This window comes from Pseudoduganella rhizocola, from assembly GCF_045984285.3.
Lineage (GTDB): Bacteria > Pseudomonadota > Gammaproteobacteria > Burkholderiales > Burkholderiaceae_D > Rugamonas.
This window is the reverse complement of the sequence record NZ_JBJQIK030000002.1, coordinates 22,695-49,379: the sequence shown is the minus strand read 5'-3', so window position 1 is coordinate 49,379 and position 26,685 is coordinate 22,695. Positions and strand designations below refer to the sequence as shown.

Genomic DNA, 26,685 nt, shown 5'->3' with positions numbered 1-26,685 from the left:
GCAGGCTTTTGGTACTTCGTGGATCTTGGCTTTTTCTTATGCCGCCATCCGTACATTGCTCCTGCAACCGTCCATCAGGAAGGATAGGCCGACAACTAGCACCAGCTCACCTTCCGCGGAACGCGCAGTGCCGGTAATGCCTTCGACCGCAATCGCGGTCATCGGTTTAATCACCAGGTCGGCGGTGCCGTCAACGGCTTCCACGGCCAGGATGTATGGCTGCGGTGCGTTGATGACGATGCCCACGCGCTCGGAGCACAGCTCGTAACCCAGCGCACCGGCCAGCGTGCGCACCGGCAGCGGACGGCCCTGGTCTTTCAGCACCGGGGCGCCGCCTACTTCCATGAAGGTTTCCGGCAGTTCCACCACGCGCTGCACCACGGCCATCGGCAGCGCCAGCAGCGCGCCCGAGGTCGAGACCAGCATGGTCGGCACGATCGACAGCTCGATCGGCAGGCGGATCGCAAACTTGGTGCCCTTGCCCAGCGCGGATTCGATATGGATCGCGCCGCGGTTCTTTTCCACGGCGGTCTTCACCACGTCCATGCCCACGCCGCGGCCCGACACCGAGGAAGCCACTTCCTTGGTCGAGAAGCCCGGCAGGAACACCAGCTGGTAGGATTCGTCGTCGCTCAGGTTGGCGCTTGGCGAGATCAGGCCCTTCTCTGCAGCCTTGCGGCGCAGGCCGGCCGGGTCCATGCCCTTGCCGTCGTCCTGCAGCACGATCATGACGCTGTTCGCTTCCTGCCATGCCTTCAGCGAGATATAGGCCTTGGCCGGCTTGCCTGCCGCCACGCGCACGTCCGGCGATTCCACGCCGTGGTCCAGCGCGTTGCGCAGCATGTGCACCAGCGGGTCGTACAGGCTGTCCACCACCACGCGGTCCACTTCGGTTTCCGCGCCTTCGATGGTCAGCTCGACTTCCTTGCCCAGGTCTTTCGCCAGTTCGCGCACCAGGCGCGGGAACTTCTGGAACAGGCGGCCCACCGGCTGCATGCGGGTCGCCAGCGTGGCGCGCTGCAGTTCGGTGGAATAGCGCGAGGCGCGTTCCAGCGTTTCGGTCAGGGCCGACATCAGCGTGGCGGCCTGGCCTTCGAACTTGAACTGCTGCAGGCGTTCCAGCAGCACGGCGGCCTGGTTGGCGGCCTGCACCGATTCGCCGGCCACTTCCAGCAGCGCGTCCAGCTTGACCGCGTCGATACGGATCGATTCTTCCTTGGCCGGAGCGGTGGTCGGCGCGCGTTCCTCGCGGCGTTCCACGCCATCCCATTTCCGGCCGCCAGCCTCGGCGGCAGGCGCGGCGGGGGCCGCTTCAGCAGCAGCGGGCGCTTCGCTGGCAGCTGGACGGGTGTAGCTACCCGGCGGCATCACCGCCTCGTACATGCCTTCCCAGTCCAGCCCTTCGCCCGATGGCGCGGCGGCAGCAGCCGGCGCAGCGGCGGCGGGCGCCGCAGCGGCAGGCGCCGGGGCGGCCGCCGGTTTCGCCGCCGGCTTGGCGCTGGTGGCCTTGCCTTCGATGGCATCCTTCAGGATCGCTTCCAGATCCTTGGGCATGGCCGGCAGGCTTTCCGGCGCGGCGCCGTTATTCAGTTCCGCCAGCTGGTCGGCCACGAAGCCCGAAGCCTGCAGCGCCGCCTCGATGGAGAGCGGCGTGACCGGCGCGGCGCCGGTGCGCAGCGCGTCGAACAGGTTTTCAGTCAGGTGGCAGGCTGTCACCAGCGCCCCCAGGTTCATGAAGCCCGCCCCGCCCTTGATCGTGTGGAAGGAGCGGAACACCGCATTCAGCGTTTCTTTGTTGTCTGGGTCGCGTTCGAGGCGCAGCAGGTGCTCCTCGACGTTGACTGCCAGGTCCATCGCCTCAACGACGAACTCCTTGAGCATATCGTCCATCAGAACCCCAGATCGGCAAGAAGATCGTCAACACTATCCTGGTTCAGTGCAACATTCGGCGTCGAAGGACCAGACATCAGCGACACCTCTTTCTGCGCAATCTTCTCGCGCACATCAGCCGGCGCGTTGTCGCGCAGCAGCTGGGCCAGTTCGTTTTCCACCGTCTTCGTGATCACCACCACTTTCTTGATCAGCTGGCCGGTAATGTCCTGGAAGTCCTGCGCCATCATGATTTCCAGCAGGCGCGCTTTTTCCGCCTCGGTGGCTTCGGAGACGGCCTGGGCGAAGGCGCGCGAGTCGCCTGCCAGGACCTTGAACTCTTCAATACTCAGCTTGCCCTCGAACAGGGCCGCCCAGCGGTCTTCCATTTCCTTGGATTTCTTGGACAGCACATCCTGGGCCGGCATGCCGTCGTCCAGGGTGTTCAGCACCTTGTTGGCGGCCTGCTCAGTCAGCGAGGCCACATATTCGAGGCGGTCCTGCGCGTCCACAATCTGGGTCGACGCTTCGGTCAGGGCCTTGTCGTAGCCCAGTTCGCGCAGGGAGTCGTGCAGCAGGCGCACGATGCCGCCCAGGCGTTCGAACATGCTGCCGTCGTGCGGCTCGCCGTCGGCGGCTGCAGGCGCAGGCGCGGCGGCGGCGGCGGCCGGAGCGGCGACGGCATCGGCCGGACGTGCGGACGAGATTTCGTCGAACAGGCTTTCCAGATCATCTTCTGCTGCGGCGGCTGCCGGAGCGGGGGCCGGGGCCGGAGCCGGGGCGCTGGCGCGCTGCGCGGACACTTCCTCGAATAATGCGTCGAAATCATCTGCGGCGTCGGTCATAATCCCTGCTTCTCCATAATCAAAAAATTGCTGCCGTCCTTGCCCCAGCCGCGCTTGCGATGACGCTGGGCAATATTAACGCACTTCCGCGAGTGTAGCAGGGGCCAGCCCCCTTGTTCAATCGCCGCAACGCCAAAGGGAATGCAAAGTGCCAGCCCGTGCCCAAAAGTGACAGGGAGTGTTGTATTTGAGTGCCCCCGGTGTTATAGACAAATCCACATTTCGCAGCCCCTTTGCGCCTGCTGCGGGTGTTTATTGATCGATATCAAGTCTTTCCAAGCTGGCAAGGCTTGCAAATGCGGCTACAATGAAAGCGGGCACCTGACTCTTTTAGACTTAAAGGAGGCTGTCATGTACCGTAAGATCCTCGTTACCACCGATGGTTCCGCCGTATCCCGTATGACGGCCTGCGCCGGCGTGGCTTTCGCCCAGCAGATGGGCGCCGAAGTGCTGGCCCTGTTCGTTGCGCCGGAATACCAGTACCCCATTTATGTGGAGATCATTCCGCCCAGCTACCCCAGCGAGGAGGAATACCGCGCCGCGATGGCGCGCGCCGGGGCCGAGCATACCCAGTCCATCGTCGATTCCTGCGCGAAGAAGGGCGTGCGCTGCGAGGCGATGACGGCCTTCTCGGAAAGCGCCGCCACGAAAATTGTGGAAGTGGCGCAAAGCCATGGCTGCGACCTCATTTTCATCGGCTCGCACGGGCGCAGCGGTTTCGGCCAGCTGCTGCTGGGCAGCGTAACCAATAAGGTACTGTCGCATACCCGGATTCCCGTTCTGGTGCACCGCTTGCTTAAAGAACCGCTGCCTGATTAGACAGGTAAACGATTTTCCTCGGTGCTGTGCCGCAAAACAGGCATCACCCAGCTATCTTTTGAATAATAGTTGGTGCAATAATGTAATCCACAGTTACTGATCACCGGGCCCATAAGAATGATAAGAATTGTTATTGCCGATGACCATACGATCATGCGCGAAGGGCTCAAGCGCATTCTCGACGGTGCGCAGGACATCGACATCGTCGGCGAAGCGACCGATGGCTTCGAAGTCTTGCGCCATGTGCGCCAGGGCGGCTTCGACCTGCTGCTGCTCGACCTCTCGATGCCCGGCCGCAGCGGGGTGGACCTGATCCGCCAGATCCGCGGCGAAGCGCCCAAGCTGGCCGTGCTCATCCTCACCATGCACGAGGAAGAACAATACGCCGTGCGCGCCATACGCGCCGGAGCCCAGGGCTATCTCACCAAGGAATCGGCCGGCACCCAGCTGGTGGGCGCGATCCGCAAAGTGGCGTCCGGACGCCCTTACATCAGCACCGAGGTGGCCGAACAACTGGCCCTCAACATCATGACGCCCAACGAGAGCCTGCTGCACAAGCAGCTGTCGGACCGCGAGTTCGAAGTGTTCTCGCTGCTGGTGTCGGGCAAGACCATCACCGAAATCGCCAACGGCCTGCACCTGAGCGTGAAAACGGTGAGCACGCACAAGACGCGCATCATGCAGAAAATGGGCATGAGCTCGCTCTCTGAAATGGTTCAATACGCAGTCGCGCACAAGCTGCTATCGCCGTTCAAAACTTAGCCCGCAAGGAGCTTTGCGTCGGACTATTCCTACAAATGCCCGCGGGCTCCTACGGGCATATTCAGCGCATACCGATATCATTCCTACCCCCTAGTTGGCATACTGAAACCATCCCAAGCACGTTGCCTCCAGGCTAGATCGATATACCGGCGGCATCGGCATAAGAAACCCAAACCGGATGACCTGAACAGGAGAACAGCATGCCCCCCATGCATACCAGCGACCTGCGTGCCGTCAGCCCTTCGACCGTGATGGAGGCCGGCCGCCAGCGCCAAGGCCGGCTCTGGTCCAACCTGAAAGAAGTCTGCGACCTGCTTCGCATTCCCGCCTGCAATATCCACACCGACGAGCTGCTGTTCCAGCACGTGCAATTCAAAACAGGCCAGCGCATCCACACCATCGGCCAGGCCTTCGACACCCTGTACATCGTCAATTCGGGCTTCCTGAAAACGGTGCTGATCGACGAATTCGGCAACGAGCAGGTGCTGAGCTTCCCGATGAAGGGCGACATGCTGGGCGTGGACGGCATCCACACCCGCCACTACGCTTCCGAGGCGGTGGCCCTGTCCGATTGCGACCTGATCCTGCTGCCCTTCAAGAAGCTGACGGCGCTGGGCCGCGTGCACCTGGAGCTGGAAAACATGATGTACGGCGTGATGAGCCGCGAGCTGGTGCGCGAGCAGGCCATGATCGGCATGCTGGGCGCCCTCAGCGCCGAGGCGCGCGTGGCGCGCTTCCTGATCTCGCTGGCGGACCGCTTCGCGCAAATGGGTTATTCGAGCAAGCTGTTCAACCTGCGCATGACGCGCCACGAAATCGGCAGCTATCTCGGCCTCACGCTGGAAACGGTGAGCCGCACCCTGTCGGCCTTCAACGAGATCGGCCTGATCACCGTGGACCAGCGCACCATCGGCATCAAGGACCCGGAGGCGCTGAAGACCCTGCGCCGCCTGCCGCCCTCGCGCTCGCGCGGCAAAGGGGCCGCGGCCCTGCCGCGCAAGGAAGCCGAAGCCCTGGCCGCTCCCGTGCAGCTGGTGGCGGCAGTGTAAAGATTTACCCCGGCTTTACCCAGCTTGGCCCGCTTCGGCGGGCCTTTTTTATTTTCTCGTCTGCGCAGAAATCGCTTGCGTTTCCGGCACGCCTGCCCAATAATTCAAATGCGAATGATTCTTATTTAGAGGAATACCTTATGACCACCACGACCGCTCCGACCCCCGCTGCCGCGGCGCTGGCGACACCGGCCAGCCCGGCCGCTCCAGCGGCTGCCGCGCCCGTGCGCCGTTTCACCACCGCCAGCCTCATGCAGGACCAGCGGGAAGTCGAAATCGAGCACGGCGGCCGTATCTACCGCCTGCGCATCACCCAGCTGAACAAGCTGATCCTGACCGCCTGATCCCCGTTTCATTCCCCAAGCCAGCCATCCGCTTCCCCGCGGTAGCCAGCGACCACTCCCCAGGAGAGTCCCTATGGCTATCGAGCACACCGATCCGATTTTTGCCGCCCCTGTCCAGCACGGCCACCAGCCCGAGCTGATGCTGAGCGCCGTCCTGCACCTGATGTCGCACTACACCGCCAGCGCCGACCGTGGCGCCTGCGTCAAGCTGGCCTCGGTCATCGAGCGCCACCTGAAGGCCCTGGCCAGCCTGCCCGATCTGGCGCCGGTGCTGAGCGCCACCTGCCAGCAACTGTCCGAACAGTGGGCCGCCGTGGTGGAGCGTTCGCTGCCGCCGCCGAAGGACGATAGCGGCTTTTTGAGCCGCATCATGACCCGCAACCGCCCTGCCCCGCAGGCCGCGTAAAGCCCCGGGGCTATCCATCATGTGCGATCGACACGACACGCCCGCGAATGCGGGCGATGGCGGCACTTCGCGCCGCCGCCGCATCTGGGAACTGGGCCATACCTGCCACTGCCCCCTGATCGGTGTGGGCCTGCCGCTGGCCAGCCTGCGCAAGCTGGTGGGCAAGGTAACCGGCGGCACCGTGGTGGCCGACGACTATGAAGTCCATGTGGGCGTGGTCAGCGAATGCGGCGCCCGCAACCGGCTGTCGGAAGCGGTGCAGAAGGAGCTGGAGCGCCGCTACGCCACCGTGCTGCTGCGCTTCCGCGCTGCCCGCAGCACGGAGCAGCTGGAGGCGCTGTGGCGTGCCGCTGTCGCCGGCGGCGACGTGTCCGGCGCCTTCTGGGCCGGCCTCACGCATGCCCGCTGCACGCCGCAGCTGGAAGAGAAAATGTGCCGCGACCTGCACATGATCCAGCACCAGGCGGGCGCCTGTGCACGGGCCGACATCAAACATTTCAATGCGGTGGTCGAAGAAAAGGCGCAGCTGGAGCAGGAACTGGCGCGCCTGCAGCAGCGCAGCGCGGCCATGCAGCTGGAACGCACGGCGGAACAGGAGCGCCATGCCACGCAGGCCATGCAGCTGCGCGCCCAGCTGGTCGGGCGCGACAGCATGATCGATTCGCTGCGCCAGGAACTGGAACAGCTGCGCAACTCGATACCGGGTCTGGCGAACCGCCAACGGCTGCAGCAGCAGGCGGCACTGAGCGCGGAACGCGAGCAGCAGGCGCGCCAGCAGATGCAGGAGCTCAAACGCGAGCTGGCGGAGGCGCATGCGGCCCGCGCGGCTGCCGGGGAAGCGGCACGCGTTACGGCGCAGGCGGCGCACGGCGGCGGCGACCCGGCGCATATTGCGCGCGCTTCGGCACTGGCCGCCCTGGACGAAGAACTACCGCCGGAAGGCGCACCGCTGCTGCCGCAGCTGGCCGAACGCAGCGTGCTCTGTGTGGGCGGGCGCAACGGCAGCGTGGCCAGCTACCGCATGCTGGTGGAACGCAGCGGCGCCCAGTTTGCGCACCACGACGGCGGGCTGGAAGACAATGTGGGCAAGCTGGAATCCAGCTTGGCGGCGGCCGATCTCGTGATCTGCCAGACCGGCTGTATAAGCCACAGCGCCTATTGGCGCGTGAAGGACTTCTGCAAGCGCACCGGCAAACGCTGCGTGTTCGTGGAAAACCCCAGCATCTCCAGCCTGCAACGCGGGCTGGAAGAACTGGCGCCCTGAGCCGCAAGGGCCGCGGCGTGTTTCAGTACACGTCGCGCCGGTAGCGCCCCTCTTCCGCCAGCGCATTCAGCGCAGCATCACCCAGCACTTCACGCAGCGCCGCATCCACTCCTGCCGCCATGCCATCCAGGCTGCCGCAGACGTAGATGGCCGCGCCATCGGCAAGCCATGCGCGCAGGGGTGCCGCGTTCAGCGGCAGCAGGTCCTGCACATAGCGCGCCGTTGCGCCTGCGTCGCGCGACCAGGCAAAATCGCTGCGTTCCAGCAGGCCGGCATTGCGCCAGGACTGCAGCTCATCGCCGTAGTGAGCGTCGTGCGCGGCATTGCGTTCGCCGAACAGCAGCCAGTTGCGGCCCAGGCCTGCGCGCACGCGCGCCTTCAGGTGGCCGCGCAGGCCCGCCATGCCGCTGCCATTGCCGATCAGGACCAGCGGACGGGCCGCATTCTCTTCGAGGCGGAAACGGCGGTGCTGGCGCAGGCGCAGCGGCACAATGGTGCCCAGCGCGGCCTGGTGCAGCCAGCCGGATGCCGCGCCGTGCGAGCCGTCCGCATGCGTGTGCAGGCGCACCAGCAGGTGCACGCGGCCATCGGCCGGAATGGAAGCGATGGAATAGTCGCGCGCATGTTCGGGATCCGACGGCGGCGCAAGCTGCGCCAGGTCGCCGGACTGCCAGTCCGGCAGCGCGGCGTCGGCCGGTTCCAGTTCCAGGTGCGCGAGCGGCGCACCGGCGCTGCCCGGATTGACGATGCGGCGCGCGGCCAGGCGCCAGCCGGCGAAGGCCGGGGCGCCCCAGTCCGGCGCATCGCTGGTGCCGGCCAGGTGGCTCAGCTGCTGGCGCCAGTGGCTGATCGATACGGCGCTGCTGCGGTCCACCTCGATGCGCCCGAACAGCGGCTGCGCGCCCTGTGCCGCCAGCCAGCCGTCCAGCGCACGGCCGAAGCCGCAGAAGTGGCTGTAGCTGCTGTCGCCCAGCGCCAGCACGGCGTAGTGCAGGTTCGGCAGCGCCAGTTCGCGCGTCATCAGCCGGCTGGCGAAACCGGCTCCCGCATCGGGCGCATCGCCTTCGCCATAGGTGCTCACGATGAACAGTGCGCGTTCAGCGCCCAGCAGGGCCGCGGCATCGACAGCGGATAATTCGATGGTGCGCACGGCGATGCCGGCAAGGCGCAGCGCGGCCGCAGTCTGCTGCGCGAGTTCTTCGGCATTGCCGGTCTGGCTGGCGTAGGCCACCAGCCAGCCGCCCCGCTCCGCTTCGGCACGCGCGGCAGCGCGTTTGCGCCGTTGGCGCAGGTAAGGCAGCAGGCACACCAGGCCGTAGCCTGCAAAGCAGGCGGCCGTCAGCGCCAGCCGCGTTGTATCGTTGGTCAGGATCATTCTTGTTCCAGCATGCCGCGGAAGCGGCTGCTCATATACTCGCGCAGGCCTTCGCCTTCGCGCACCACGAAGTGCGCGGCAAGGCCCTTGCGTTCAGCCAGCAGCAGGCCTTCGCGCACACCCAGTACAGTGAGCGCGGTAGACCAGGCATCGGCTGCCATGCATTCTTCGTGGATCACTGTTACCGATGCGACGCCGTTAGCCACCGGCATGCCATTGCGCGGATCGATCGTGTGGGCGACGCGCCGCCCTTCGTGCGTGAAGTAGCGCCGATAGTCGCCCGAGGTGGCAACCGCCAGGCCATGCAATGCGGCGACGATTTCCTCTGCGCCGGAGCCCTCCACCTGCTCCAGCGCTACCCACCATGGCAGGCCGTCCTGCTTGACGCCGGCGCCGCGCAGTTCGCCGCCTACTTCCACCAGGTAGTCGCGCACGCCCTGCCCTTCGAGGTAGCGCGCGAGGCAATCCACGCCATAGCCTTTGGCCACGGCGGAGAGGTCGAGCTGCATGCCGCCGGGCTGGAAAGCGCGGCGGCGCGGCGGATCCAGTTCGAGGCTGGTGCGCGCATGCTGGGCCGCCAGCGACTGCGCTTCCTGGCGCGAGGGCGGCACGAAATCCGGCTGGCCGAAACGCCCGCCCGGACCGAAGCCCCACAGGTTCACCAGCACGCCCGCCGTGGGATCGCAGGCGCGGCCCGTCACGTTCGCCACCGCGGCGGCGAAGGACAGCACCTTGAAGAATTCTTCTGGAAGCACCTGCCAGGTACCGGCAGGCGCGCGGTTGAAGCGGCCCAGGTCGGAACCTGCCTCCCAATGGCTCATCTGCGCCACCACACGGTCAAGCTCCGCTTGCAGGCCGGCCTGGAAATCCGCGCTGGATCCGCCCGCCACCAGCCGTACGGACCAGCTGGTGCCCATGCTCTCGCCGCGGAATTCGCGCAGCACGCCGCCGGCAGGCGGCGGGTCTTGCGAGATCTGCAGCGGCAGCAGTACCCGGCGCGTGGCGGCTGGCGGCATCGTTACCTTTACTGCGGCAGCACTTCAACCGTGGCCGCGTACGTCACGCGGCGCGGCGGCATCTGCGGCGCCTGGCCAGGCGCCGGCTGCGCGGGACGTGCCACTGCGGGCCAGCTGGAACTCACCAGGTACATGCCGGCGGCCGGAATGGTGAAGGTGATTTCGCCTTTCGTATCGGTAGCATGGCGGATTTCGCCCAGCGTGCCGCGATAGCGCACGCCGCCCGGAATCAGGCTGAAGGCCTGGTTCGCGGCCGGTTTGCCGTCCAGCAGGAAGCGCCAGGTGGCCTGCTCGCCGGCACGCATATCGTTCGGGTGCGTCACCGGCACCAGCTCCAGGCCCTTGCCGGTCGGCTTGAACACGGCGTCGTCGGTCTTGTTGGCGCTGACGAAGGATTCCAGGCGGCTGCTGGTGCGCGTCACTTTCAGCTCCTCCGCGTTGGCGGGAACGTCAGTGGCGAACTTCTCTTCGGTGCCGCGGAAGCGCTTCACTTCGCCGTTCGCCTTCCAGCTGGCCATCACGCTTTCCTGCACCAGCTGCACCTTGTAGGTGCCCGGCTTGTCCATCCTGATATCGAAGGTGCTGCGCAGGCGGCCGGTCTGGGCGTTCTGCAGCGGCACGGCGGAACCGTCCGGACCGATCGCGGTCAAGGCATCCAGCTTCAGCGGCTGGTGGTCGATGTCGAACAGGTCTTCCGAAATGGCGGCATCGAAAGTCACCCATGGCTCCTTGCTCTCCACCATGGTGGACGACGGCAGCAGCCACGGCTTGTGCGCCTGCGCGCCGAAGGCGGCGCCGGCCAGTGCCAGCGCGATGAGGGTCTTGGTCAGTTTCATGCGCGGCTCCTTACGGTTTCAGTTGAACGACGACGTTGCCCAGTTCTTCCTTGCCCTTCACCGGCACTTCCTGCGCCGATTTCGGCGGCCACGCGAACGGCACTTTCACCACTTCGCGGCCGCCCGCCTCGCGCGAGGCTTCCACCAGCAGCGTGTACTGGCCGGCCGGCAGCTTGGCCAGCGCATCCTTCGCGCCGGGGAAGGTCAGCGTGTGTTCGCCCGGCGCGCGGGTGGCGCCGCTCACGCCGTCTACCGGCATCGTCATGTCGCGGCCCGCCTTGCGCCACCACTGGCGCATGTCCTTCAGCCACTTGGTGCCCGCGTTGTCGCGCTTCTTGGTGTCGTACAGCACGGCCAGGTTGGCGACGACCTTCTGCTCGCCGTTTTCCACCCACGCCGCGATATACGGGCGGTGGTATTCGGCGACGTTCAGTTGCGGGATATCGACTTTGAGGGCCAGGTCGGCCGCCATCGCGGTAGTGCTGAGCAGGGGAAGGCTGAGCGCGACGGTGTAGCGTGGTTTCATGGTGTGCCTGTGGTTGAGGATTAGTGAATAAACAGCAGAGCAATGACAAAGGGAATCAGCACGCCCAGGCCAACCATGGGCCAGGTGAAGGGACGGTTAGCGGCGTGGAACTTCAGGATCAGCAGGCCGGTGATGCAGAACACGAGGCAGGCCGCGGCGAAAATATCGATGAACCAGTTCCAGGCCGCGCCGGTATTGCGGCCCTTGTGGACGTCGTTCAGCCAGGAGATCCAGCCGCGGTCCGTATTCTCGAATTCGGCGGCGCCGTCTTCCAGGCCGATGCGCACCCAGGCATCGCCGCCCGCTTTCGGCATCGGCAGGTAGACCTCGTCCGCCGCCCATTCGGCGCTGCGGCCGCCGGCCTTGAGCTTCCAGGTGTCCTTCAGCCATTGCTCGGCATTTGCCGGCAGCGGCGCCTTGTCGCCGTCGTGTTCTTCGGCGAACGCCTTCAGTTCCTTCAGCAGCGGCGCCGGCGCCGTGGCCTGCTGGCGCACCACGGTGGGCGTGGCCTCGATCTGGGCGGCATGGTTGAGGGTGATGCCCGTGATGCTGAACAGGAACATGCCGAGCAGGCAGAGTGCGGAACTGATCCAGTGCCACTGGTGCAGGTTCTTCAGCCACACCGCCTTAGTCGCGGCTTTTGCTTGGGTTGGGGAGGGACCGCTCAATTTCTGCTTTCGAATAGACATGCCTGGACCAGCACACCGCTGGCAACTCGCAAATGATAATGATTATCATTAACGGCGTCAACGAAGCTTTCGTATCGTAATGTAAAGCTTGCAAATGCAATTGAGAACGATTATCATTTCGCGAATCTTAAACATCTGCCAGCCAGTTCTCCACTTCGTGAACCAGCCAGCCTTTCACGAACCACTGGAGAAATCACTTTGTCCCCTATCCGTAGCCGCAAGCACGCGCTTGCTACCCAGCCTCTGCTGAACCAGTCCCTGTTTGCTCTCGCTGCCATCGGCCTGCCGCTCGCGGCATCCGCCCAAGTGGCCGAGAAGACCATGTCCGAAGTGAAAGTGGAGGCCAGCGCCGACGTGCCGTACAAGGCGGACAAAGTTTCCTCCCCTAAACTGACCCAGCCGCTGGTCGATACGCCGCAAACCATTTCCATGATCAAGAAAGAAGTGATCCAGGAACAGGGCGCGAGCTCCGTCATCGAAGCTCTGCGCAACACACCGGGCATCACCATGCAGCTGGGCGAAAACGGCAACACCAGCGCCGGCGACACCTTCCAGATGCGCGGCTTCTCGACCCAGTCCTCGGTGTTCATCGACGGCATCCGCGACCTGGGCGCCGTGACCCGCGACACCTTCAATATCGAGCAGATCGAAATCTCGAAAGGCCCGGCCGGCGCCGATATCGGCCGCGGCGCCGCCTCCGGCTACATCAACCTGGTGAGCAAACTGCCGAACCGCGAGAACGCAACCAGCGCCACCGTCAGCTACAACAGCGGCGAAACCAAGCGCGTAACGGGCGACCTGAACCGCACCATCGGCGACAACGCCGCCTTCCGCATCAATGTGATGGCGCAGAACGGCGGCCAGATGGGCCGCAAGGTCATCGACAACGAAAGCAAGGGCATCGCGCCGTCGATCGCTTTCGGCCTGGGCACGCCAACCCGCGTCTACCTGTTCTCGCAGCACGTGCGCCAGGACAACACCCCGGACGGCGGCATCCCGAGCGTGGGCGTGCCGGGCTTCTACAACGCCAGCGCCGCGCTGCGCACCGCGCCGCGCGTAGACCGCGAGAACTTCTACGGCCTGGCCAGCGACTATGAAAAGGTCGATGCCGACATGGGCACCGTGAAGATCGAGCATGAGCTGGGTCCAAAAACCACGCTGACCAACACCACCCGCTACGGCAAGTCCAAGATGGACCGCATCCTGACCGGCATCAACACGCTGACGGCAGCGGGCGCGCAAAACACCTGGACCGTGAGCCGCTCGCGCCAGAGCTTGCTGCAGGAAAATGAAATCCTGGGCAACACCACCAATGTGGTGACGGAAGTGCAGGCAGGCGGCGTGAAGCACACCATCTCGACCGGCCTGGAAGTGCTGTCGGAAGAACAGTTCACGCCGACCCGTGGCGGCCTGGGCACCGTCGCTGCCGCCAACCTGTACGCACCGAACCCGAACGACACGCTGACCGCCTTCGCGCCAGTGCTGACCGGCGTCTATACGCAAGGCAAGACCCGCACCGCTGCAGCCTACTTCTTCGATACCATCGAACTGAGCCCGCAGTGGCAAGTGAACGGTGGCGTGCGCTATGAGCACTACAACACCACCACCAATTCGGTCAGCGCCTCGACCGCCACCAGCCACCCAACGCTGCCGGTCGGCACCCTGGTGCCGGGCCGCGTTGAAGCGTCGGACGAACTGGCCAGCTTCAAGGCCGGCGTGCTGTACAAGCCGGTCAGCACCGCCAGCATCTATGCCGCCTTCTCGAATTCGCAGACGCCGCCGGGCAGCGCGAACTTCTCGCTGAGCGCCACCGCGGGCAATATCAACAATCCGAACATGGATCCGCAGAAAACCACCAATATCGAGATCGGCACCAAGTGGGACATCCTGCGCGAGAAACTGTCGCTGACCGCTGCCCTGTACCGCACCGACAACAAGAACGAGATCTCGCTGCTGGACACCGCGTCCAACACCTACTCGCAGCTGGGCAAGCGCCGCGTGGAAGGGATTGAGCTCGGCGCAGTGGGCCAGATCACCGACAAGTGGAACATCACGGCCGGCATAGCCACCATGGACGCGACGATCAAGGAAGGCACCACGGGCAACAACGCGGCCGGCGCCGCCACCCGCTGGTCGCCTGACCTGAGCGCCACGCTGTGGACCACCTACAAGTTCAACGACGCCCTCACCGTGGGCGGCGGCGCACGCTATATGTCCAAGCAGAAGCGCGTGATCGACCCGAGCGTGGACGTGTCGTTGCAGAACGTGCCGTCGATTCCTTCCTACGCCGTGGCCGATGCCATGCTGAGCTACCGTGTGAACAAGAACGTGAGCCTGCAGCTGAACGTGTACAACCTGTTCGGCAAGTTCTACATCAATACGCTGAACAACAGCGGCGCCCGCCTGGGTCTCGGTGTTGAACGTTCCGCCCAGCTGAGCGCGAACATCCTGTTCTAAGGTTCGTTCGCGTACAGAGTGCCGTGCCGCTTCTGCTTACCCTGTCCTTTGTTCTGGACAAACAAGGAGAAACAGCATGGCACTCTTCACTAAAGACGAGCTCGACGACCTGCGCGAGAAGGTCAAGGATGTGAAATTCGGCATGTTCACCACCGCTGACGCTTCGCGCAGCATGAGCAGCCGCCCCCTCACCAACCAGCAGCTCGATGATGAAGGCAATATGTGGTTCTTCATCTCCGACGAGCAGGCTTTCACGCGCGAGCTGGTCGACAATCCCTCCGTCAACATCACCTTCACCGACGTCGATGACCACCTGTATGTGTCGGTCTCCGGCCGCGCCGAAATGCTGCGCGACCGGCAGAAGGCGCAGGAGCTGTGGAATCCGATGGTGAAGGCCTGGTTCCCCGACGGTGTGGACGACCCGCACCTGGCACTGCTGAAGGTGCATGCGCAGTCGGCGGAATATTGGGATACCGGCAACAGCAAGATGGTGACGCTGTTTGCGATGGCCAAAGCCGCCATCACCGGCCAGCCGCCGAAGCATGTCGGCGAGCACAAGACGATGGGTGTTCAATAAGGATGGGCATTCAATAATGCGAAACCCCGGCTCATGGCCGGGGTTTTGTTTTTCAGACGCCGGAACTGGCTTCCGGGCCCGGTGCACCGCCTTCGGTGCCGGGAGGTTCCTCTCCTTGCCGGGAACCTTTTTCAACCGCGCTCTGCCGGTTGCCGGGAATTGGCTTGTCCGCGCGCCGCACTTCCGTTTCCGGGAGATCGGCATTGCCGATGCCGGGGTGATCGGTATCGACCAGTACGAAATTCTGCTCGCTGTTTTTCTTCTTACGGGATTTGTCCGATGGAGTCGTCATGCTGTTCTCCTCGCCGCATTCCGTGTCGAGCGCTCAGCCCTGTCGATTGTCGTTGCGGACTTCGGCCTGGTCCTGCTGGCTGTCCTGCTTATTGCCGCGCGAGGCGCTCTGGCGGTTGCCGTTCTTGTGGCTCATGGCGCCGGCACGGCGGGCTTCCTCGGAAGTGAATTCGTGTGCGGTGCCTTTGGCGTGGGCGGCGCGGCCGCCCTGCGATGCAATCTCGCGCTGGCGCTGCGGATCCATCGATGCAAAGCCACGGTTGCGCGTGGAGCTTTGTTTGTTGCCTTGCGATTCGCCTTGTCGGCTACCTCGGTTGTCCTGATTCGATGATGCCATGGTGGTTTCTCCTGAAGTGGGTCATAAGGGATAGGTGTTATGGCGGGAGGTGTACTTTGGGGGGATCCCGCAGCCCGATCGCTCTCACCGACCAGCGACGATCTTGTTTGTAACGATCGGGCTTCAGGAGTCCTCATAGTAGGGCAAGCACCGTAGAGGCAATATAGGACACGCGCAGGTATCAATGTAGGATATCGCCTACCGAATTTCAATTGGGAAAATTAATTCCTCTGCAGTCACAAAAATTCTCTCGCCGGGCAGCGGCGCGATGGGGTGGCCGCCGGTAAAAGCGCCGAACGATGGCAGGATCGCGCGCCGTGCGCCGAACACAAAACAGGGCAGGCGCAGCGACTCCCATCCCGAACGCAAGCGATAAACCGGATGCACATGCCCCGCCAGCACAAAGCCCGGCGCCTGCAGGTCGGGGTGATGGCAGAAGCTGAAAGGCGCGATGGTGAAAGGCTCGTCCACCATGTCGATGCGCAGTTGTTCGGAGGGATCGCCGGCATGGCGGTCGTGGTTGCCGCGCACCAGCGTCAGCCGCAGCTGCGGGTGGCGCGCGCGCCAGGCCAGCATGGCGCGCAGCGTGGAGGATGCGTGGGCGGCTTTCGCATGCAGGAAGTCGCCGAGGAACAAGATGTGCTGCACCCCGTAAGCATCGATCAGCGCGTCGAGCCTGGCGAGATTTTCCGTCGTGGTGCCACGCGGCACGGGAATGCCCAGCGCGCGGAAGGACGCGGCCTTGCCGAAGTGGATATCGGCAACCAGCAGCATCTTCTCGCGCGGCCAGAACAGTGCCTTCTGCGGCAGCAGCAGCACGCGCTCGCCCGCCACTTCGATATCGAGCGCACTCATGGTCCCGCCGCTTTCTCCAGCTCGCGCAGCACGCGGGCCACGCGGTCGGACAGTTTTTCCGTCGTCAGCTTTTCGCGGAAGCGCTCCACCATCAGCGCGAAGCCGAAAGGCGTAGCGCGCCCCGTTTCATGATAGCTGACGCGGCGCGACTGAAGTTCCGTGAGCGTGGCACGCAGGCGATTCAGCTCCAGTTCCTGCTCCAGCACTTCGCGCTGGGCCTGCGTCAGCAGCAGGTTGCCCGCATCGTGCTTGCGGAAGACTTCAAAGAACAGCGAAGACGATGCCTGCAACTGGCGGTTGCTTTTCGGTTGGCCGGGGTAGCCCTGGAAAATCAGCCCGGCAATGCGTGCAATCTCGCGGAAGCGCCGCTGCGACAGCTCGGTCGCGTTCAGGCTGGCCAGCACGTCTTCCAGCAGGTGTTCGGTGGAGAACAGGCCGACGTCCCTGCCCTCCAGCGCGCTGAACACATCGGGCCAGTCGACGTTCTCCGGCGCCAGCAGTTCGAAGCCATAGTCGTTCACCGCTATCGAAAAGGTGGTGGGCCGGGCACGGCCAACGCGGTAGGCGAACAGCGAGGCAAGGCCGATGTGCACGGCGCGGCCGGCGAAGGGATAGAGGAACAGGTGGTGGCCTTCGCGGCTGTGCAGGCTTTCCACCACCGTGCTGACGGGCGTGGGCAGCGCGGACCAGCGCTGCTGCACTTCCAGCAGCGGGCGGATGGCGCGCATCTCCGGGCCTTTGTAGATGCCTTCGGTGGCAAGGCGCATCTGCTCCAGCGCCGCGTGGGCGAGTTCCGATGACAAGGGCATCTTGCCGCCCTGCCAGCGCGGCACCGCGCCCCTGGCGCCTGTGGCGCGCCGCACATAGGCCGTCATCTCATGCACGCGCACGAATTCCAGAATCCGGCCGCCGAACAGGAAGTGGTCGCCCTTGTTGAGGCGCGAGATAAAGCCCTCCTCGACCGTGCCAAGGCGGCCGCCGCTCATATACTTCACCTGGATCATGGCCTCCGACACGATGGTGCCGATGCCCATGCGGTGGCGGCGGCCGATGGCGGCATCCGGCACACGGTACACGCCCTCCTCGTCCGGCAGCACACGCCGGTATTCGGGATAGACGGTGAGGCTCTGGCCGCCGCGCGCCACGAAGTCCAGCGCCCATTGCCATTCATCTTCCGTCAGGTTGCGGTAAGACCAGGCGGTGCGCACTTCGGCCAGCAGCGCTTCGGAACGGAAGCCGCCCCCCAGCGCCATGGTGACGAGGTGCTGCACCAGCACGTCCAGCGGCTTCTCGGCCACCGGTCGCGCTTCAATGTCGCGGTCCTTCACGGCCTGGATGGCGCCGGCCGCCTCCAGCAGTTCCAGCGTGTGCGTGGGCACCAGCGTTACGCGCGATACGCGGCCCGGCGCGTGGCCGGAACGGCCCGCACGCTGCAGCAGGCGGGCAATGCCCTTCGCGCTGCCGATCTGCAGCACGCGCTCCACGGGCAGGAAATCGACGCCGAGGTCGAGGCTCGATGTGCAGACCACGGCTTTCAGCTGGCCCTTCTTCAGCCCCAGCTCCACCCAGTCGCGCACTTCCTTGTCCAGCGAGCCGTGATGCAGGGCGATGATGCCGGCCCAGTCGGGCCGCGCATCCAGCAGGTGCTGGTACCACAGCTCCGCCTGCGAGCGCGTGTTGCAGAACACCAGCGTGGTCGCATGCTGCTCGATCTCCTCGATCACCGGCTGCAGCATCTGGATGCCGAGATGGCCGGCCCATGGAAAGCGCGAGGGGTTGTCCGGGATCAGCGTATCCACCAGCAGCGACTTGCGGATGGCGCCCTCCACGATCACGCCGCCGGCTTCCGCACCGAGCAGCACATGCTTCGCGCGTTCCAGATTGCCCAGGGTGGCGGACAGTCCCCACACCACCAGCGCGGGATTCCATTGCCGCAGCCGCGCCAGCGCCAGCTGCGTCTGCACGCCGCGCTTGTTCCCCATCAGCTCATGCCATTCGTCGATGATGACCATGTCGAGCATATCGAACTGCCCGCGCGCGTCGGCCTTGCTCAGCATGAGGGTGAGGCTTTCCGGCGTCGTGATCAGCGTGTCCGGCAGGTGCCGCGCCTGCCGGGCGCGGGCTGCGGACGAGGTGTCGCCGGTGCGGGCATCGATGGTCCAGCCGGGCATCAGCTCCGACGCGGATTCCTGCAGCGCGCGCAGCGTATCGGCAGCCAGGGCGCGCATCGGCGTAATCCAGAGCACCCGCAGGCCTGCCTTGCGGCGGCCTTTCTGCGCGCGCATGGAGCGCAGCAGGGCGGCGAACCAGACGGCAAAGGTCTTGCCCGAGCCGGTGGTGGCGTGCAGCAGGCCCGATTCGCCCGCCATGGCGGCCTTCCACACGGCGCGCTGAAAGGGAAACACTTTCCAGCCACGGCGGGCGAACCAGTCGTCAACCTGCTGCGCGGCAGCGGCCTTGCTCATGAACCTGCCTGGGCCAGCAGCCCTTTCAGGATATCGAGCGTGTCCGCATCCTCCACCGTCTTGTCGTCGCGCTTGCGCAGGATGCGCGGGAAGCGCACGGCAATGCCGGATTTGTGGCGCGGCGACAGCGCAATGCCTTCGAAGCCGATCTCGAACACCATGGTCGGCCGCACGCTGCGCACCGGCCCGAATTTTTCTATCGTGGTGCGGCGGATGGCGTTATCGACCTGCGCGATCTCCGCATCCGTCAGGCCGGAATAGGCTTTTGCAAAGGGCACCAGCTTGCGCTCGCCCTCGCCGTCGCTGTCCCAGACCGCGAAGGTGTAGTCGGTGTACAGCGAGGCGCGGCGGCCGTGGCCCGCCTGGGCGTAGATCAGCACTGCATCCACGCTGTAGGGATCGATCTTCCACTTCCACCAGGTGCCCACGTCCTTGGTGCGGCCCACGCCATACTGCGCCGGCTTCGCCTTCAGCATCATGCCTTCCACGCCCCGCATGCGCGATTCTTCGCGGATCTCCGCCAGCTGTTCCCAGCTTTCGGCATGCACCAGCGGGGAGATGCGCAGCTGCGGCACGCTCACTTCCGCCACCAGCTGTTCCAGCAGGGTGCGGCGCTCGCATTGCGGCAGCTGGCGCAGATCCACGCCGTCGCGTTCCAGCAGGTCGTAGGCCACCAGGGCGGCAGGCAATTCGGCCAGCAGCTTTGCCGACAGGGTTTTGCGCCCGATGCGTTTCTGCAGGTCGGCGAACGGCGACGGCGCGTCGCCCGCTTGCCAGATCAGGATTTCACCATCCACCACCGTGCCGTCGGGCAGGCGGATGGCCGCAAGTTCGGGGAAGCGTTCGGTAATCAGGTCTTCGCCGCGCGACCACAGCCAGTTGCCGCCGTTGCGGCACACCAGTTGCGCGCGCATGCCGTCGTATTTCCACTCCACCTGCCAGTCCGTGAGCTCGCCCAGCGTTTCCGGCGCCGCCTGCAGCTGGTGCGCGAGGAAAAAGGGATAGGGCTGGCCGCCGCGCATCGCATGCTCCTGGTCCGATTGCGCGGCGATCAGCTGCAGGAAGCCTTTCGCGGTGGGGCTCACGCTGCCGTCGGTCCAGCCCATCAGGCGCTGCGCAATCAGCTTGCTGTCCACGGCGGCGATGGCGCTCAGCGCACGTGTTACCAGCAGCTTCGAGACGCCGACACGGAAGCCGCCGCCGATCAACTTGACCAGCAGGAAGCGCTCGCGCGTTTCGAGCTGGTCCCAGTAGCTGAACAGGGCTTCGCGGATCACTTCAGGCTGCGCGCCGCGCAGCGGCGCAATCCGCTGCTCCACCCATTCTGCGAGGCCGATGTCGCTGCGATGTTTCGGTTCAGGCAAGATGTGGGCGATGGTTTCGGCCAGGTCGCCCACGGCGTCATAGCACTCGTCGAACAGCCAGTCGTCCAGGCCTGCATATTCGGTCGCATACTGGCGCAACAGCTTGACGGGCACTGCCTGGCGCGGCTTGCCGCCCGCAAGGAAATACACGGCCCACGCCGCATTCTCCGGCGCGGCGCTGCTGAAATAGGTCTTCAGCGCATCGAGCTTGCGGTTGGTGGCGGTGGTTTCGTCCAGTTCGGCGAACAGGCGGGCGAATTCACGCATTGCCGCCCTCCCCGCCTGCATCGGCCTTGCCTGCCGCGCGGGCAGCATCCGCCGCTTCGGTGACGGCCCAGCGCGCCGCTATCGGATCCGGCTCCGCCGTCACGCCTTCGGCAGCGGCGCCCGCAGCAGCGGCATCCTGCGCTTCGTCGTCGCCGTATTCGGTTTCGAAACCTTTGGCATCGAGGCCGTTCTGGCACAGCCAGCGCACCATGGTGGGAATCGAGCCGTGCGTGACGATGACCTGCTGCGCGCCGGTGGCCTTGATGGCCTGCATCAGGCCAGGCCAGTCTGCGTGGTCGGACAGTACGAAGCCACGGTCCACACCGCGGCGCCGGCGCGCGCCGCGCAGCAGCATCCAGCCGCTGGCGAAGGCGTCGCTGAAATCGCCGAAGCGGCGCACCCATGGCGAGCCCGCCGCCGATGGCGGTGCAATCACGATGGAGCGGCGGATATCGGCCTTGTCGACTTCCGTCACCAGCTGCGTCATCGGCAGCGGCACGCCCGCTTCGCGGTAGACGCGGTTCAGCGGCTCCACCGATCCGTGCGCGAGGATGGGGCCTATCGATGGATCGAGCCCGCTCAGGATGCGCTGCGCCTTGCCGAAGGAGTAGCACAGCATCAGGCTGGCGCGGCCTTCGGCTGCGTTCTTGCGCCACCAGGCATTCATATCGTCGAAGACCTGCTGCTGCGGCTCCCAGCGGTAGATCGGCAGGCCGAAAGTGGACTCGGTGATGAAGGTGTGGCAGCGTACCGGCTCGAAAGGAGTGCAGGTGGCATCCGCCTCCACCTTGTAGTCGCCGGATGCGACCCAGATCTCACCGCCGCATTCCATGCGGATCTGCGCGGAACCCAGCACATGGCCGGCCGGATGCAGCGAGATGCGCACGCCGTTGTGGACTATCTGCTCGCCGTATTCGAGTCCCTGCACGGTGATGTCGCCCAGCCGTGATTTGAGGATGCCGACGCCGGGCGCCGCCGCCAGGTAGTGGCCATGGCCGTAGCGGGCATGATCACCGTGGCCGTGGGTGATGATGGCGCGCTCCACCGGGCGCCAGGGATCGATGTAGAAATCCCCCGGCACGCAGTACAGGCCTTCTCGGCGGACAACAACCATATCGGACATTGGCGGGCTCTCAGCAAGGTTTGCCACCATTGTAGCCAAGCCGCCGGGCTGCCTCTGTCCGCCAGCGCACTCAGGCCGGCTGCACGAATTCCGCCATAAAGGTTTTCGTGATGTGCTCAGGGAACTCGATGGTGATCTGGTCTCCCGCCACGGAGAGCACGGTGCCGATGTCGAACCTGGGCACCTTGACCTTGCTGCCGACCGCGAAGCCTGCAGGCTCCGGTTCCGCAGCGGGCAGCGGCGGCAGCACGATATCGGCCGCCACATCTTCCGCCAGCACCGGCGGCGACAGGCAGTTGTCGCAGCATCCGCAGTGCTCCATGTCGACCGAGTCGTTGCCAAAGTAATCGAGCAGCACCTTCCAGCGGCAATAGCCGCTTTGCGCATAGGCCACCATCTGCTCCAGCGCTTCCTTGTCGCGCTCCTGCTTTTGCTCGTAGATGGCGGAGAGTTGGTCGAAATGCTTCGCCTTCGCCTCCTGCGCTGTCACCAGGTAATCCAGCTTGCGGTTCTGCCGCAGCAGCTTGCCGTCCTTGAGCAGCTTGAGGCAGACCTTGAGCTTACTGTCCGGCATATCGTCCAGCTGCGCCTTCAGGTCGGCATAGCGGAAGGGTGCGATGCCGGCAGCCGCTTCGTAGACCGCGCGCAGCTCCTCCGCCCCGGGATAGTGCTTCACGAGGAAGAACTGCTGCACGCGTTTGTCGTCCTGGAAGTAGAGCAGCGTGCATTCAGCGTCCCCGCCATCGCGGCCTGCGCGGCCCGACTCCTGGTAGTAGGCTTCGAGGTTGGCCGGCACCTGCAGGTGGATGACGAAGCGCGTATCCGGCTTGTCGATGCCCATGCCGAAAGCATTGGTGGCGACCATCACGCGGCGCTCGCCGTTCATGAAGAGGTCCTGGTTCTCCTTGCGCTCCTTCGCACCGAGCTTGCCGTGATACAGGGCCACGCTCTCCCCGGCTTCTTCCAGCAGGGCATGCAGTTCTTCGGCCGCCTTCACCGTCGCCGTGTAGATGATGCCCACGCCCTGCGTCTCGCGCACCAGGCGCAGCGCCTGCTCCGTTTTCTCCTGCGGATTCGTGACCTGCTGCACGCGGTAGTGCAGGTTGGGCCGGTAGATGCCGGTGTTGATCACCTTGATGCGCGGGGCGCCCAGCTGGCGTGCGATATCCTCGACCACGTCCTCGGTGGCGGTGGCCGTCAGCGCCAGCACGGGCGGCTTGCCCAGCGCGGCGATGGCGGCGCCGATTTCCAGGTAGGCCGGGCGGAAGTCGTGGCCCCACTGCGAAATGCAGTGGGCCTCGTCCACCACCAGCAGCGAGATCTCGGTGGCCTTGAGCACATCGAGGAATTCCGCGGTTGCCAGCCGTTCGGGCGTGCAGAACACGATGCGGCTGTGGCTGGAGCGGATGCTGCCGAGCGCCTCCAGCTCCTCCTCGCGCGACAGGCTGCTGTTGAGCTGGGCCGCGCCGATGCCGATTTCCTCCAGACTCTCCAGCTGGTCTTTCATCAGCGATATCAGCGGCGATACCACGACCGTGGCGCCCGGCAGGAGGGAAGCGGGTATCTGGTAGCACAGGGACTTGCCGCTGCCGGTCGGCATGATGGCCAGTGTGTCGCGGCCTTCGAGCACGCTGTCGATCACGGCCTGCTGGCCGGCGCGCAGCTTGTCCACCCCGAACACATTGCGCAGAAGGCTGCGGATCAGGCGCGCCCGCGCAGCGCCGCTGCGCTGCACGCCACGCTGCTCGCGCGTATTGAGTTTCCTTGTCACCATGGCCGTTCGTTCCGAGTCATCACTGCTCCACTGTAGGCGTGGCTAGCCGGTGATGCCATAGGACGGGACCTACTCAGCCCGTAGGAGCTCAGGAAAGCGCGCTGTCCAGCGCGGCCTGCAGCTCCAGCAGGTCGTAGGGCTTGCGCAGCAGGCGCGCCTTGAATTCCAGGCTGTCCAGCGCTTCCTTGCCGTAGCCGGTGGAGAAGATGATACGCACCGGTTTCACTTTCAGTGCCTTGCGCGCGAGTTCGATGCCCGACATGCCGGGCAGGCTGACATCGGTGAACAGGATATCGAAGTCCTGCGACTGCATCAGCTCCCATGCCGCTTCGCCGTCCGACACGCCGCTGACGGTATGCCCCAGCATGCCAACCAGTTCGCACACCATCTGCTGCGAGTCCAGGTTATCCTCCACCACCAGCACCCGCAGCGAGGTATTCTGTTCGATGGACGGCATGGGCGGAAGCAGGCCGTTGGCCCCCGCGCTGCGCCGCTGGCGGGCCTGCATGGCCTGCTGGCGGTTATTCAGCACATGGCGCAGCTTGCGCGCCAGTTCTTCGCGCCGATAGGGCTTGCTCAGCAGTTCCAGGCCCGGGTCGAGGCGTCCTCCGTGCACGATGCCGCCCTGCGGGTATCCGGAGGTGAACAGCACCACCAGGTCCGGCACCATCTGCTGCGCGATACGCGCCAGTTCGGGGCTGCGCAGGGAACCGGGCATCACCACGTCGGTGAACAGCAGGTCGGGCTTCGCGCCGCCTTCAATCATGCGCAGCGCCTTCTCCCCGTTTTCCGCCGACAGCACCGTGTAGCCCAGTGCGGACAGCATGTCGAGCACCACCTGACGCACGCCGTCGTCGTCTTCCACCACCAGGATGGTTTCATCGCCGCCGCGGATCGGCCCCGTTTCCGGCGCCTGCTCCGCGGCTTCGGCCTGCATGGAGCGCGGCAGGTAGATCTTGACGCTGGTGCCCTGCCCCACTTCGCTGTAGATCTTGATATGGCCCCGGCTCTGCTTGACGAAGCCGTAGGCCATCGACAGGCCGAGGCCCGTGCCCTCGCCTTCCGGCTTGGTGGTGAAGAAGGGTTCGAAGGCGCGCTGCAGCACTTCCTGCGGCATGCCGCAGCCGGTGTCGGTGACGGACAGCATGACGTACTGGCCGGAGGGCACGTCGATCAGGTTATTGACGTAGTACTCATCCAGCACTGCGTTACCGAGTTCGATGGTGAGGCGCCCTTCGCCCTTCATCGCGTCGCGCGCATTGATGGCCAGGTTCAGGATCACGTTTTCGATCTGGCCCGGGTCGACCAGCGTGTTCCACAGGCCGCTGCCGATCACCGTGATGAGTTCCACCGCTTCGCCCAGCGCGCGGCGCAGCAGCTCGTCCATATTGCCCACCAGGCGGCCCAGGTCGGACACCACCGGCTGTAAGGGCTGGCGGCGCGCGAAGGCCAGCAGCTGCGAGGACAGCTTGGCGCCGCGCTCCACGGCGCCAATCGCCATGTCGAGCCGCCTGCGCGCCGTTTCATCGCCGTTCAGGTGCTGGTTCAGCAGGTGCAGGTTGCCGGAAATGATCTGCAGCACATTGTTGAAGTCATGCGCCACTCCGCCCGTGAGCTGGCCCACGGCTTCCATTTTCTGCGACTGGCGCAGCGCTTCCTCGGCCTTGTCGCGCTCCGCGATCTCGCGGCCCACGCGCTGCTCCAGCGTGTCGTTCAGGTCGCGCAGCGCCACCTCGATGCGGCGCCGTTCCGTGATGTCGGTCTTCACCGCGATCAGGGCCACCGGATGGCCCATTTCATCATCGAGGCGGCTCATGCTGCCCGATATCCAGACCCAGGAACCGTCCGGTTTCTGGTAGCGTTTTTCCAGCGTGAAGGGCTGGCCGGAAGCTTTCAGCCGCTCCACCAGCGCCGTGTTTTCCGCCTTGTCGTCCGGGTGGATCAGGTCGTCCATATGGAGGCTGAGCAGCTGCTGCTGGCTGCGGCCCAGCATCGAGCACAGCGCGCCGTTCACCCGCTGGAAGCGCCCGTCCAGGCTGAGCTCCGACAGCCCCACCGAGGCCTGGCCGAAAATGGCGGCAAGCCGGTCCTGGCTGGTGCGCAGCGCCTGTTCGATCTGCTTGCGCTCGGTAACGTCGAAGGACACGCCGACATAGCGCCGCTGCGCAGGCGTGGCGCCTTCCACCACTTCGCCCTGCCGCGCCACCCAGCGCACCTGCCCGTTGTCCGGGCGCAGGATGCGGTACTCGGTGTATTCGAGGGGATTCAGGCCGTCTTTCAGGCGCGCCGGGCCGAGACGGCCGCGGTCGCGCTGGTCGATCATTGAAATCAGCAGGTCGGCCGTCACTTCAACGTGTTCGTCCAGGCCCCAGATCTGGCGGTAGGTCTGCGACACCACCATCTTGCCGGTGGACGGGAACCACTCGAAGCTGCCGATGCCGCCCGCCTGCTGCGCCATGCGCAGCCGCTCCTCGGTGATGATCAGGTCCGTCACGTCCGAGCCCTCGACGAAAACGCCGCTCACCGTGCCGTCGTCGGCGCGCAGCGGCTGGTAGACGAAGTCGAGATAGCGCGGATGGACGCTGCCGTCCGCATCCACCAGGTCCACCTTCATCTGCTTGCCGACAAAGGGCTTGCCGCTGCTGTAGACCTGGTCCAGCAGTTCGACGAAGCCCTGCTCCCGCACCTCGGGCAAGGCCTCCGCCACCGTGCGGCCGATCAGGTCGCGCTGGCGCACCAGCCGCATATAGGGGTCGTTGGCCAGTTCGAATACATGCTGCGGGCCGCGCAGCACCGCCATGAAGCCCGGCGCCTGTTCGAACAGCTGCCGCAGCAGCCTGGTTTCCTCCTGCAGCCGCGTATTCTGCTGGTCCAGCGCGCGTTCGTGATGCAGGCGCTTCGTCACATCGACCACGGTGCACAGTACGCCGCCCACATCCCCGCAGCTGTCGTAGACCGGCGTGTAGAACAGGTCGAACCACACGTCCTCCGGCGTGCCGTTGCGCAGCAGGCGCATGTGCATGCCCAGGTGCTGCCGCACTTCGCCGCGGAAGCCGCTTTCCAGGATGTCGCGGTTCCAGTCCCAGATCTCGGGCCAGATGCCCGGCACCGTGCCGCCGAGTGCCTCGGGATGGCGCTTGCCCGCAATCTCGGCATAGCCGTCGTTGTAAATCATGACGTGGTCTGCTCCCCACATCAGCACCATGGCGATGGGCGAATTGAGGACGATATCGACCGAGGTGCGCAGCGCGGGTGTCCAGCTGCCGATGGCGCCGAGGCTGGTGCGCGACCAGTCCAGCGCGCGCACCAGATCACCGGCCGCCCCCCCGCCGTGGGGCATATAGCAATCGCTTGCGTCGCGAAGCGGAAGGTCGA

At 65.2% G+C, this 26,685-nt stretch carries 23 protein-coding genes; 8 read left to right on the top strand and 15 right to left on the bottom strand.

The genetic code is table 11. The features are described 5' to 3' along the window. Nucleotides 1-36: 36 nt before the first annotated feature. Nucleotides 37-1,890 (bottom strand): chemotaxis protein CheA, encoded by a 1,854-nt coding sequence (locus ACJRPG_RS03790; protein ID WP_407998722.1) that lies wholly within the window; start codon nucleotides 1,888-1,890, stop codon nucleotides 37-39. Next, complete coding sequence (locus ACJRPG_RS03785; protein ID WP_407998721.1) at nucleotides 1,890-2,714, bottom strand: protein phosphatase CheZ; 825 nt, start codon at nucleotides 2,712-2,714, stop codon at nucleotides 1,890-1,892. The genes ACJRPG_RS03790 and ACJRPG_RS03785 overlap by 1 nt, the downstream gene beginning before the upstream one ends. A 351-nt stretch (nucleotides 2,715-3,065) precedes the next feature. Between ACJRPG_RS03785 and ACJRPG_RS03780 the strand changes: the two genes are divergently transcribed. The 6 genes from ACJRPG_RS03780 (at nucleotide 3,066) to ACJRPG_RS03755 (ending at nucleotide 7,358) form a co-directional block, all read left to right on the top strand. Next, the gene (locus tag ACJRPG_RS03780; RefSeq protein ID WP_407998720.1) at nucleotides 3,066-3,533 is read left to right on the top strand and encodes a universal stress protein; all 468 of its coding nucleotides are present in this window, start codon (nucleotides 3,066-3,068) and stop codon (nucleotides 3,531-3,533) included. Nucleotides 3,534-3,650: 117 nt separating this feature from the next. After that, nucleotides 3,651-4,295 (top strand): response regulator, encoded by a 645-nt coding sequence (locus ACJRPG_RS03775; RefSeq protein WP_407998719.1) that lies wholly within the window; start codon nucleotides 3,651-3,653, stop codon nucleotides 4,293-4,295. A 251-nt stretch (nucleotides 4,296-4,546) separates the two neighbouring features. Continuing rightward, complete coding sequence (locus ACJRPG_RS03770; RefSeq protein ID WP_407999368.1) at nucleotides 4,547-5,344, top strand: Crp/Fnr family transcriptional regulator; 798 nt, start codon at nucleotides 4,547-4,549, stop codon at nucleotides 5,342-5,344. Between the two features lie 140 nt (nucleotides 5,345-5,484). After that, nucleotides 5,485-5,688: a hemin uptake protein HemP gene (gene hemP, locus ACJRPG_RS03765; RefSeq protein WP_407998718.1), complete on the top strand. Its 204-nt coding sequence runs from the start codon at nucleotides 5,485-5,487 to the stop codon at nucleotides 5,686-5,688. Nucleotides 5,689-5,761: 73 nt separating this feature from the next. After that, nucleotides 5,762-6,094 carry a hypothetical protein gene (locus tag ACJRPG_RS03760; RefSeq protein ID WP_407998717.1) on the top strand — a complete coding sequence of 111 codons (333 nt, stop codon included), beginning with the start codon at nucleotides 5,762-5,764 and terminating at the stop codon, nucleotides 6,092-6,094. 19 nt (nucleotides 6,095-6,113) lie between these two features. Then, entirely contained in the window at nucleotides 6,114-7,358 is a 1,245-nt protein-coding gene (locus tag ACJRPG_RS03755) for a DUF2325 domain-containing protein (protein WP_407998716.1), read from the top strand. A gap of 22 nt (nucleotides 7,359-7,380) precedes the next feature. Here the strand turns inward: ACJRPG_RS03755 and ACJRPG_RS03750 are convergent, their stop codons facing one another. The 5 genes from ACJRPG_RS03750 to ACJRPG_RS03730 are packed head-to-tail and all read right to left on the bottom strand — an operon-like array spanning nucleotide 7,381 to nucleotide 11,800. Then, nucleotides 7,381-8,733, bottom strand: coding sequence for a sulfite reductase subunit alpha (locus ACJRPG_RS03750; RefSeq protein WP_407998715.1), 1,353 nt, complete (start codon nucleotides 8,731-8,733; stop codon nucleotides 7,381-7,383). Next, nucleotides 8,730-9,749, bottom strand: a complete 1,020-nt coding sequence (locus tag ACJRPG_RS03745; protein ID WP_407998714.1) for an FAD:protein FMN transferase — start codon at nucleotides 9,747-9,749, stop codon at nucleotides 8,730-8,732. Before ACJRPG_RS03745 ends, ACJRPG_RS03750 begins: the two co-directional genes overlap by 4 nt. A gap of 8 nt (nucleotides 9,750-9,757) precedes the next feature. Then, a complete protein-coding gene (locus ACJRPG_RS03740) occupies nucleotides 9,758-10,585 on the bottom strand; it encodes a DUF4198 domain-containing protein (RefSeq protein ID WP_407998713.1) in 828 nt (275 codons plus the stop codon). Between the two features lie 10 nt (nucleotides 10,586-10,595). Then, nucleotides 10,596-11,111, bottom strand: a complete 516-nt coding sequence (locus tag ACJRPG_RS03735) for a DUF2271 domain-containing protein (protein WP_407998712.1) — start codon at nucleotides 11,109-11,111, stop codon at nucleotides 10,596-10,598. A gap of 20 nt (nucleotides 11,112-11,131) precedes the next feature. Beyond that, nucleotides 11,132-11,800: a PepSY-associated TM helix domain-containing protein gene (locus ACJRPG_RS03730; protein ID WP_407998711.1), complete on the bottom strand. Its 669-nt coding sequence runs from the start codon at nucleotides 11,798-11,800 to the stop codon at nucleotides 11,132-11,134. Between the two features lie 198 nt (nucleotides 11,801-11,998). On the opposite strand from ACJRPG_RS03730, the gene ACJRPG_RS03725 reads away from it, so the two are divergent. Both ACJRPG_RS03725 and ACJRPG_RS03720 read left to right on the top strand, forming a co-directional pair. Beyond that, entirely contained in the window at nucleotides 11,999-14,257 is a 2,259-nt protein-coding gene (locus ACJRPG_RS03725; protein WP_407998710.1) for a catecholate siderophore receptor Fiu, read from the top strand. Nucleotides 14,258-14,333: 76 nt separating this feature from the next. Continuing rightward, nucleotides 14,334-14,834 carry a pyridoxamine 5'-phosphate oxidase family protein gene (locus tag ACJRPG_RS03720; protein ID WP_407998709.1) on the top strand — a complete coding sequence of 167 codons (501 nt, stop codon included), beginning with the start codon at nucleotides 14,334-14,336 and terminating at the stop codon, nucleotides 14,832-14,834. Nucleotides 14,835-14,886: 52 nt separating this feature from the next. Here the strand turns inward: ACJRPG_RS03720 and ACJRPG_RS03715 are convergent, their stop codons facing one another. The 8 genes from ACJRPG_RS03715 to ACJRPG_RS03680 form a co-directional block, all read right to left on the bottom strand. Further along, nucleotides 14,887-15,126 carry a hypothetical protein gene (locus ACJRPG_RS03715; protein WP_407998708.1) on the bottom strand — a complete coding sequence of 80 codons (240 nt, stop codon included), beginning with the start codon at nucleotides 15,124-15,126 and terminating at the stop codon, nucleotides 14,887-14,889. A 33-nt stretch (nucleotides 15,127-15,159) separates the two neighbouring features. After that, the gene (locus ACJRPG_RS03710) at nucleotides 15,160-15,462 is read right to left on the bottom strand and encodes a KGG domain-containing protein (RefSeq protein WP_407998707.1); all 303 of its coding nucleotides are present in this window, start codon (nucleotides 15,460-15,462) and stop codon (nucleotides 15,160-15,162) included. A 198-nt stretch (nucleotides 15,463-15,660) separates the two neighbouring features. Next, on the bottom strand, nucleotides 15,661-16,317 hold the full coding sequence (pdeM, locus tag ACJRPG_RS03705) for a ligase-associated DNA damage response endonuclease PdeM (RefSeq protein ID WP_407998706.1): 657 nt from the start codon (nucleotides 16,315-16,317) through the stop codon (nucleotides 15,661-15,663). Beyond that, nucleotides 16,314-18,782: a ligase-associated DNA damage response DEXH box helicase gene (locus ACJRPG_RS03700; RefSeq protein ID WP_407998705.1), complete on the bottom strand. Its 2,469-nt coding sequence runs from the start codon at nucleotides 18,780-18,782 to the stop codon at nucleotides 16,314-16,316. Before ACJRPG_RS03700 ends, pdeM begins: the two co-directional genes overlap by 4 nt. Next, the gene (locus ACJRPG_RS03695) at nucleotides 18,779-20,413 is read right to left on the bottom strand and encodes an ATP-dependent DNA ligase (RefSeq protein ID WP_407998704.1); all 1,635 of its coding nucleotides are present in this window, start codon (nucleotides 20,411-20,413) and stop codon (nucleotides 18,779-18,781) included. The genes ACJRPG_RS03700 and ACJRPG_RS03695 overlap by 4 nt, the downstream gene beginning before the upstream one ends. Continuing rightward, complete coding sequence (locus ACJRPG_RS03690; protein WP_407998703.1) at nucleotides 20,406-21,536, bottom strand: ligase-associated DNA damage response exonuclease; 1,131 nt, start codon at nucleotides 21,534-21,536, stop codon at nucleotides 20,406-20,408. The genes ACJRPG_RS03695 and ACJRPG_RS03690 overlap by 8 nt, the downstream gene beginning before the upstream one ends. Before the next feature lie 70 nt (nucleotides 21,537-21,606). Next, complete coding sequence (locus ACJRPG_RS03685) at nucleotides 21,607-23,310, bottom strand: RecQ family ATP-dependent DNA helicase (RefSeq protein WP_407998702.1); 1,704 nt, start codon at nucleotides 23,308-23,310, stop codon at nucleotides 21,607-21,609. Nucleotides 23,311-23,398: 88 nt separating this feature from the next. After that, entirely contained in the window at nucleotides 23,399-26,650 is a 3,252-nt protein-coding gene (locus ACJRPG_RS03680) for a hybrid sensor histidine kinase/response regulator (protein ID WP_407998701.1), read from the bottom strand. Nucleotides 26,651-26,685 lie beyond the last annotated feature (35 nt).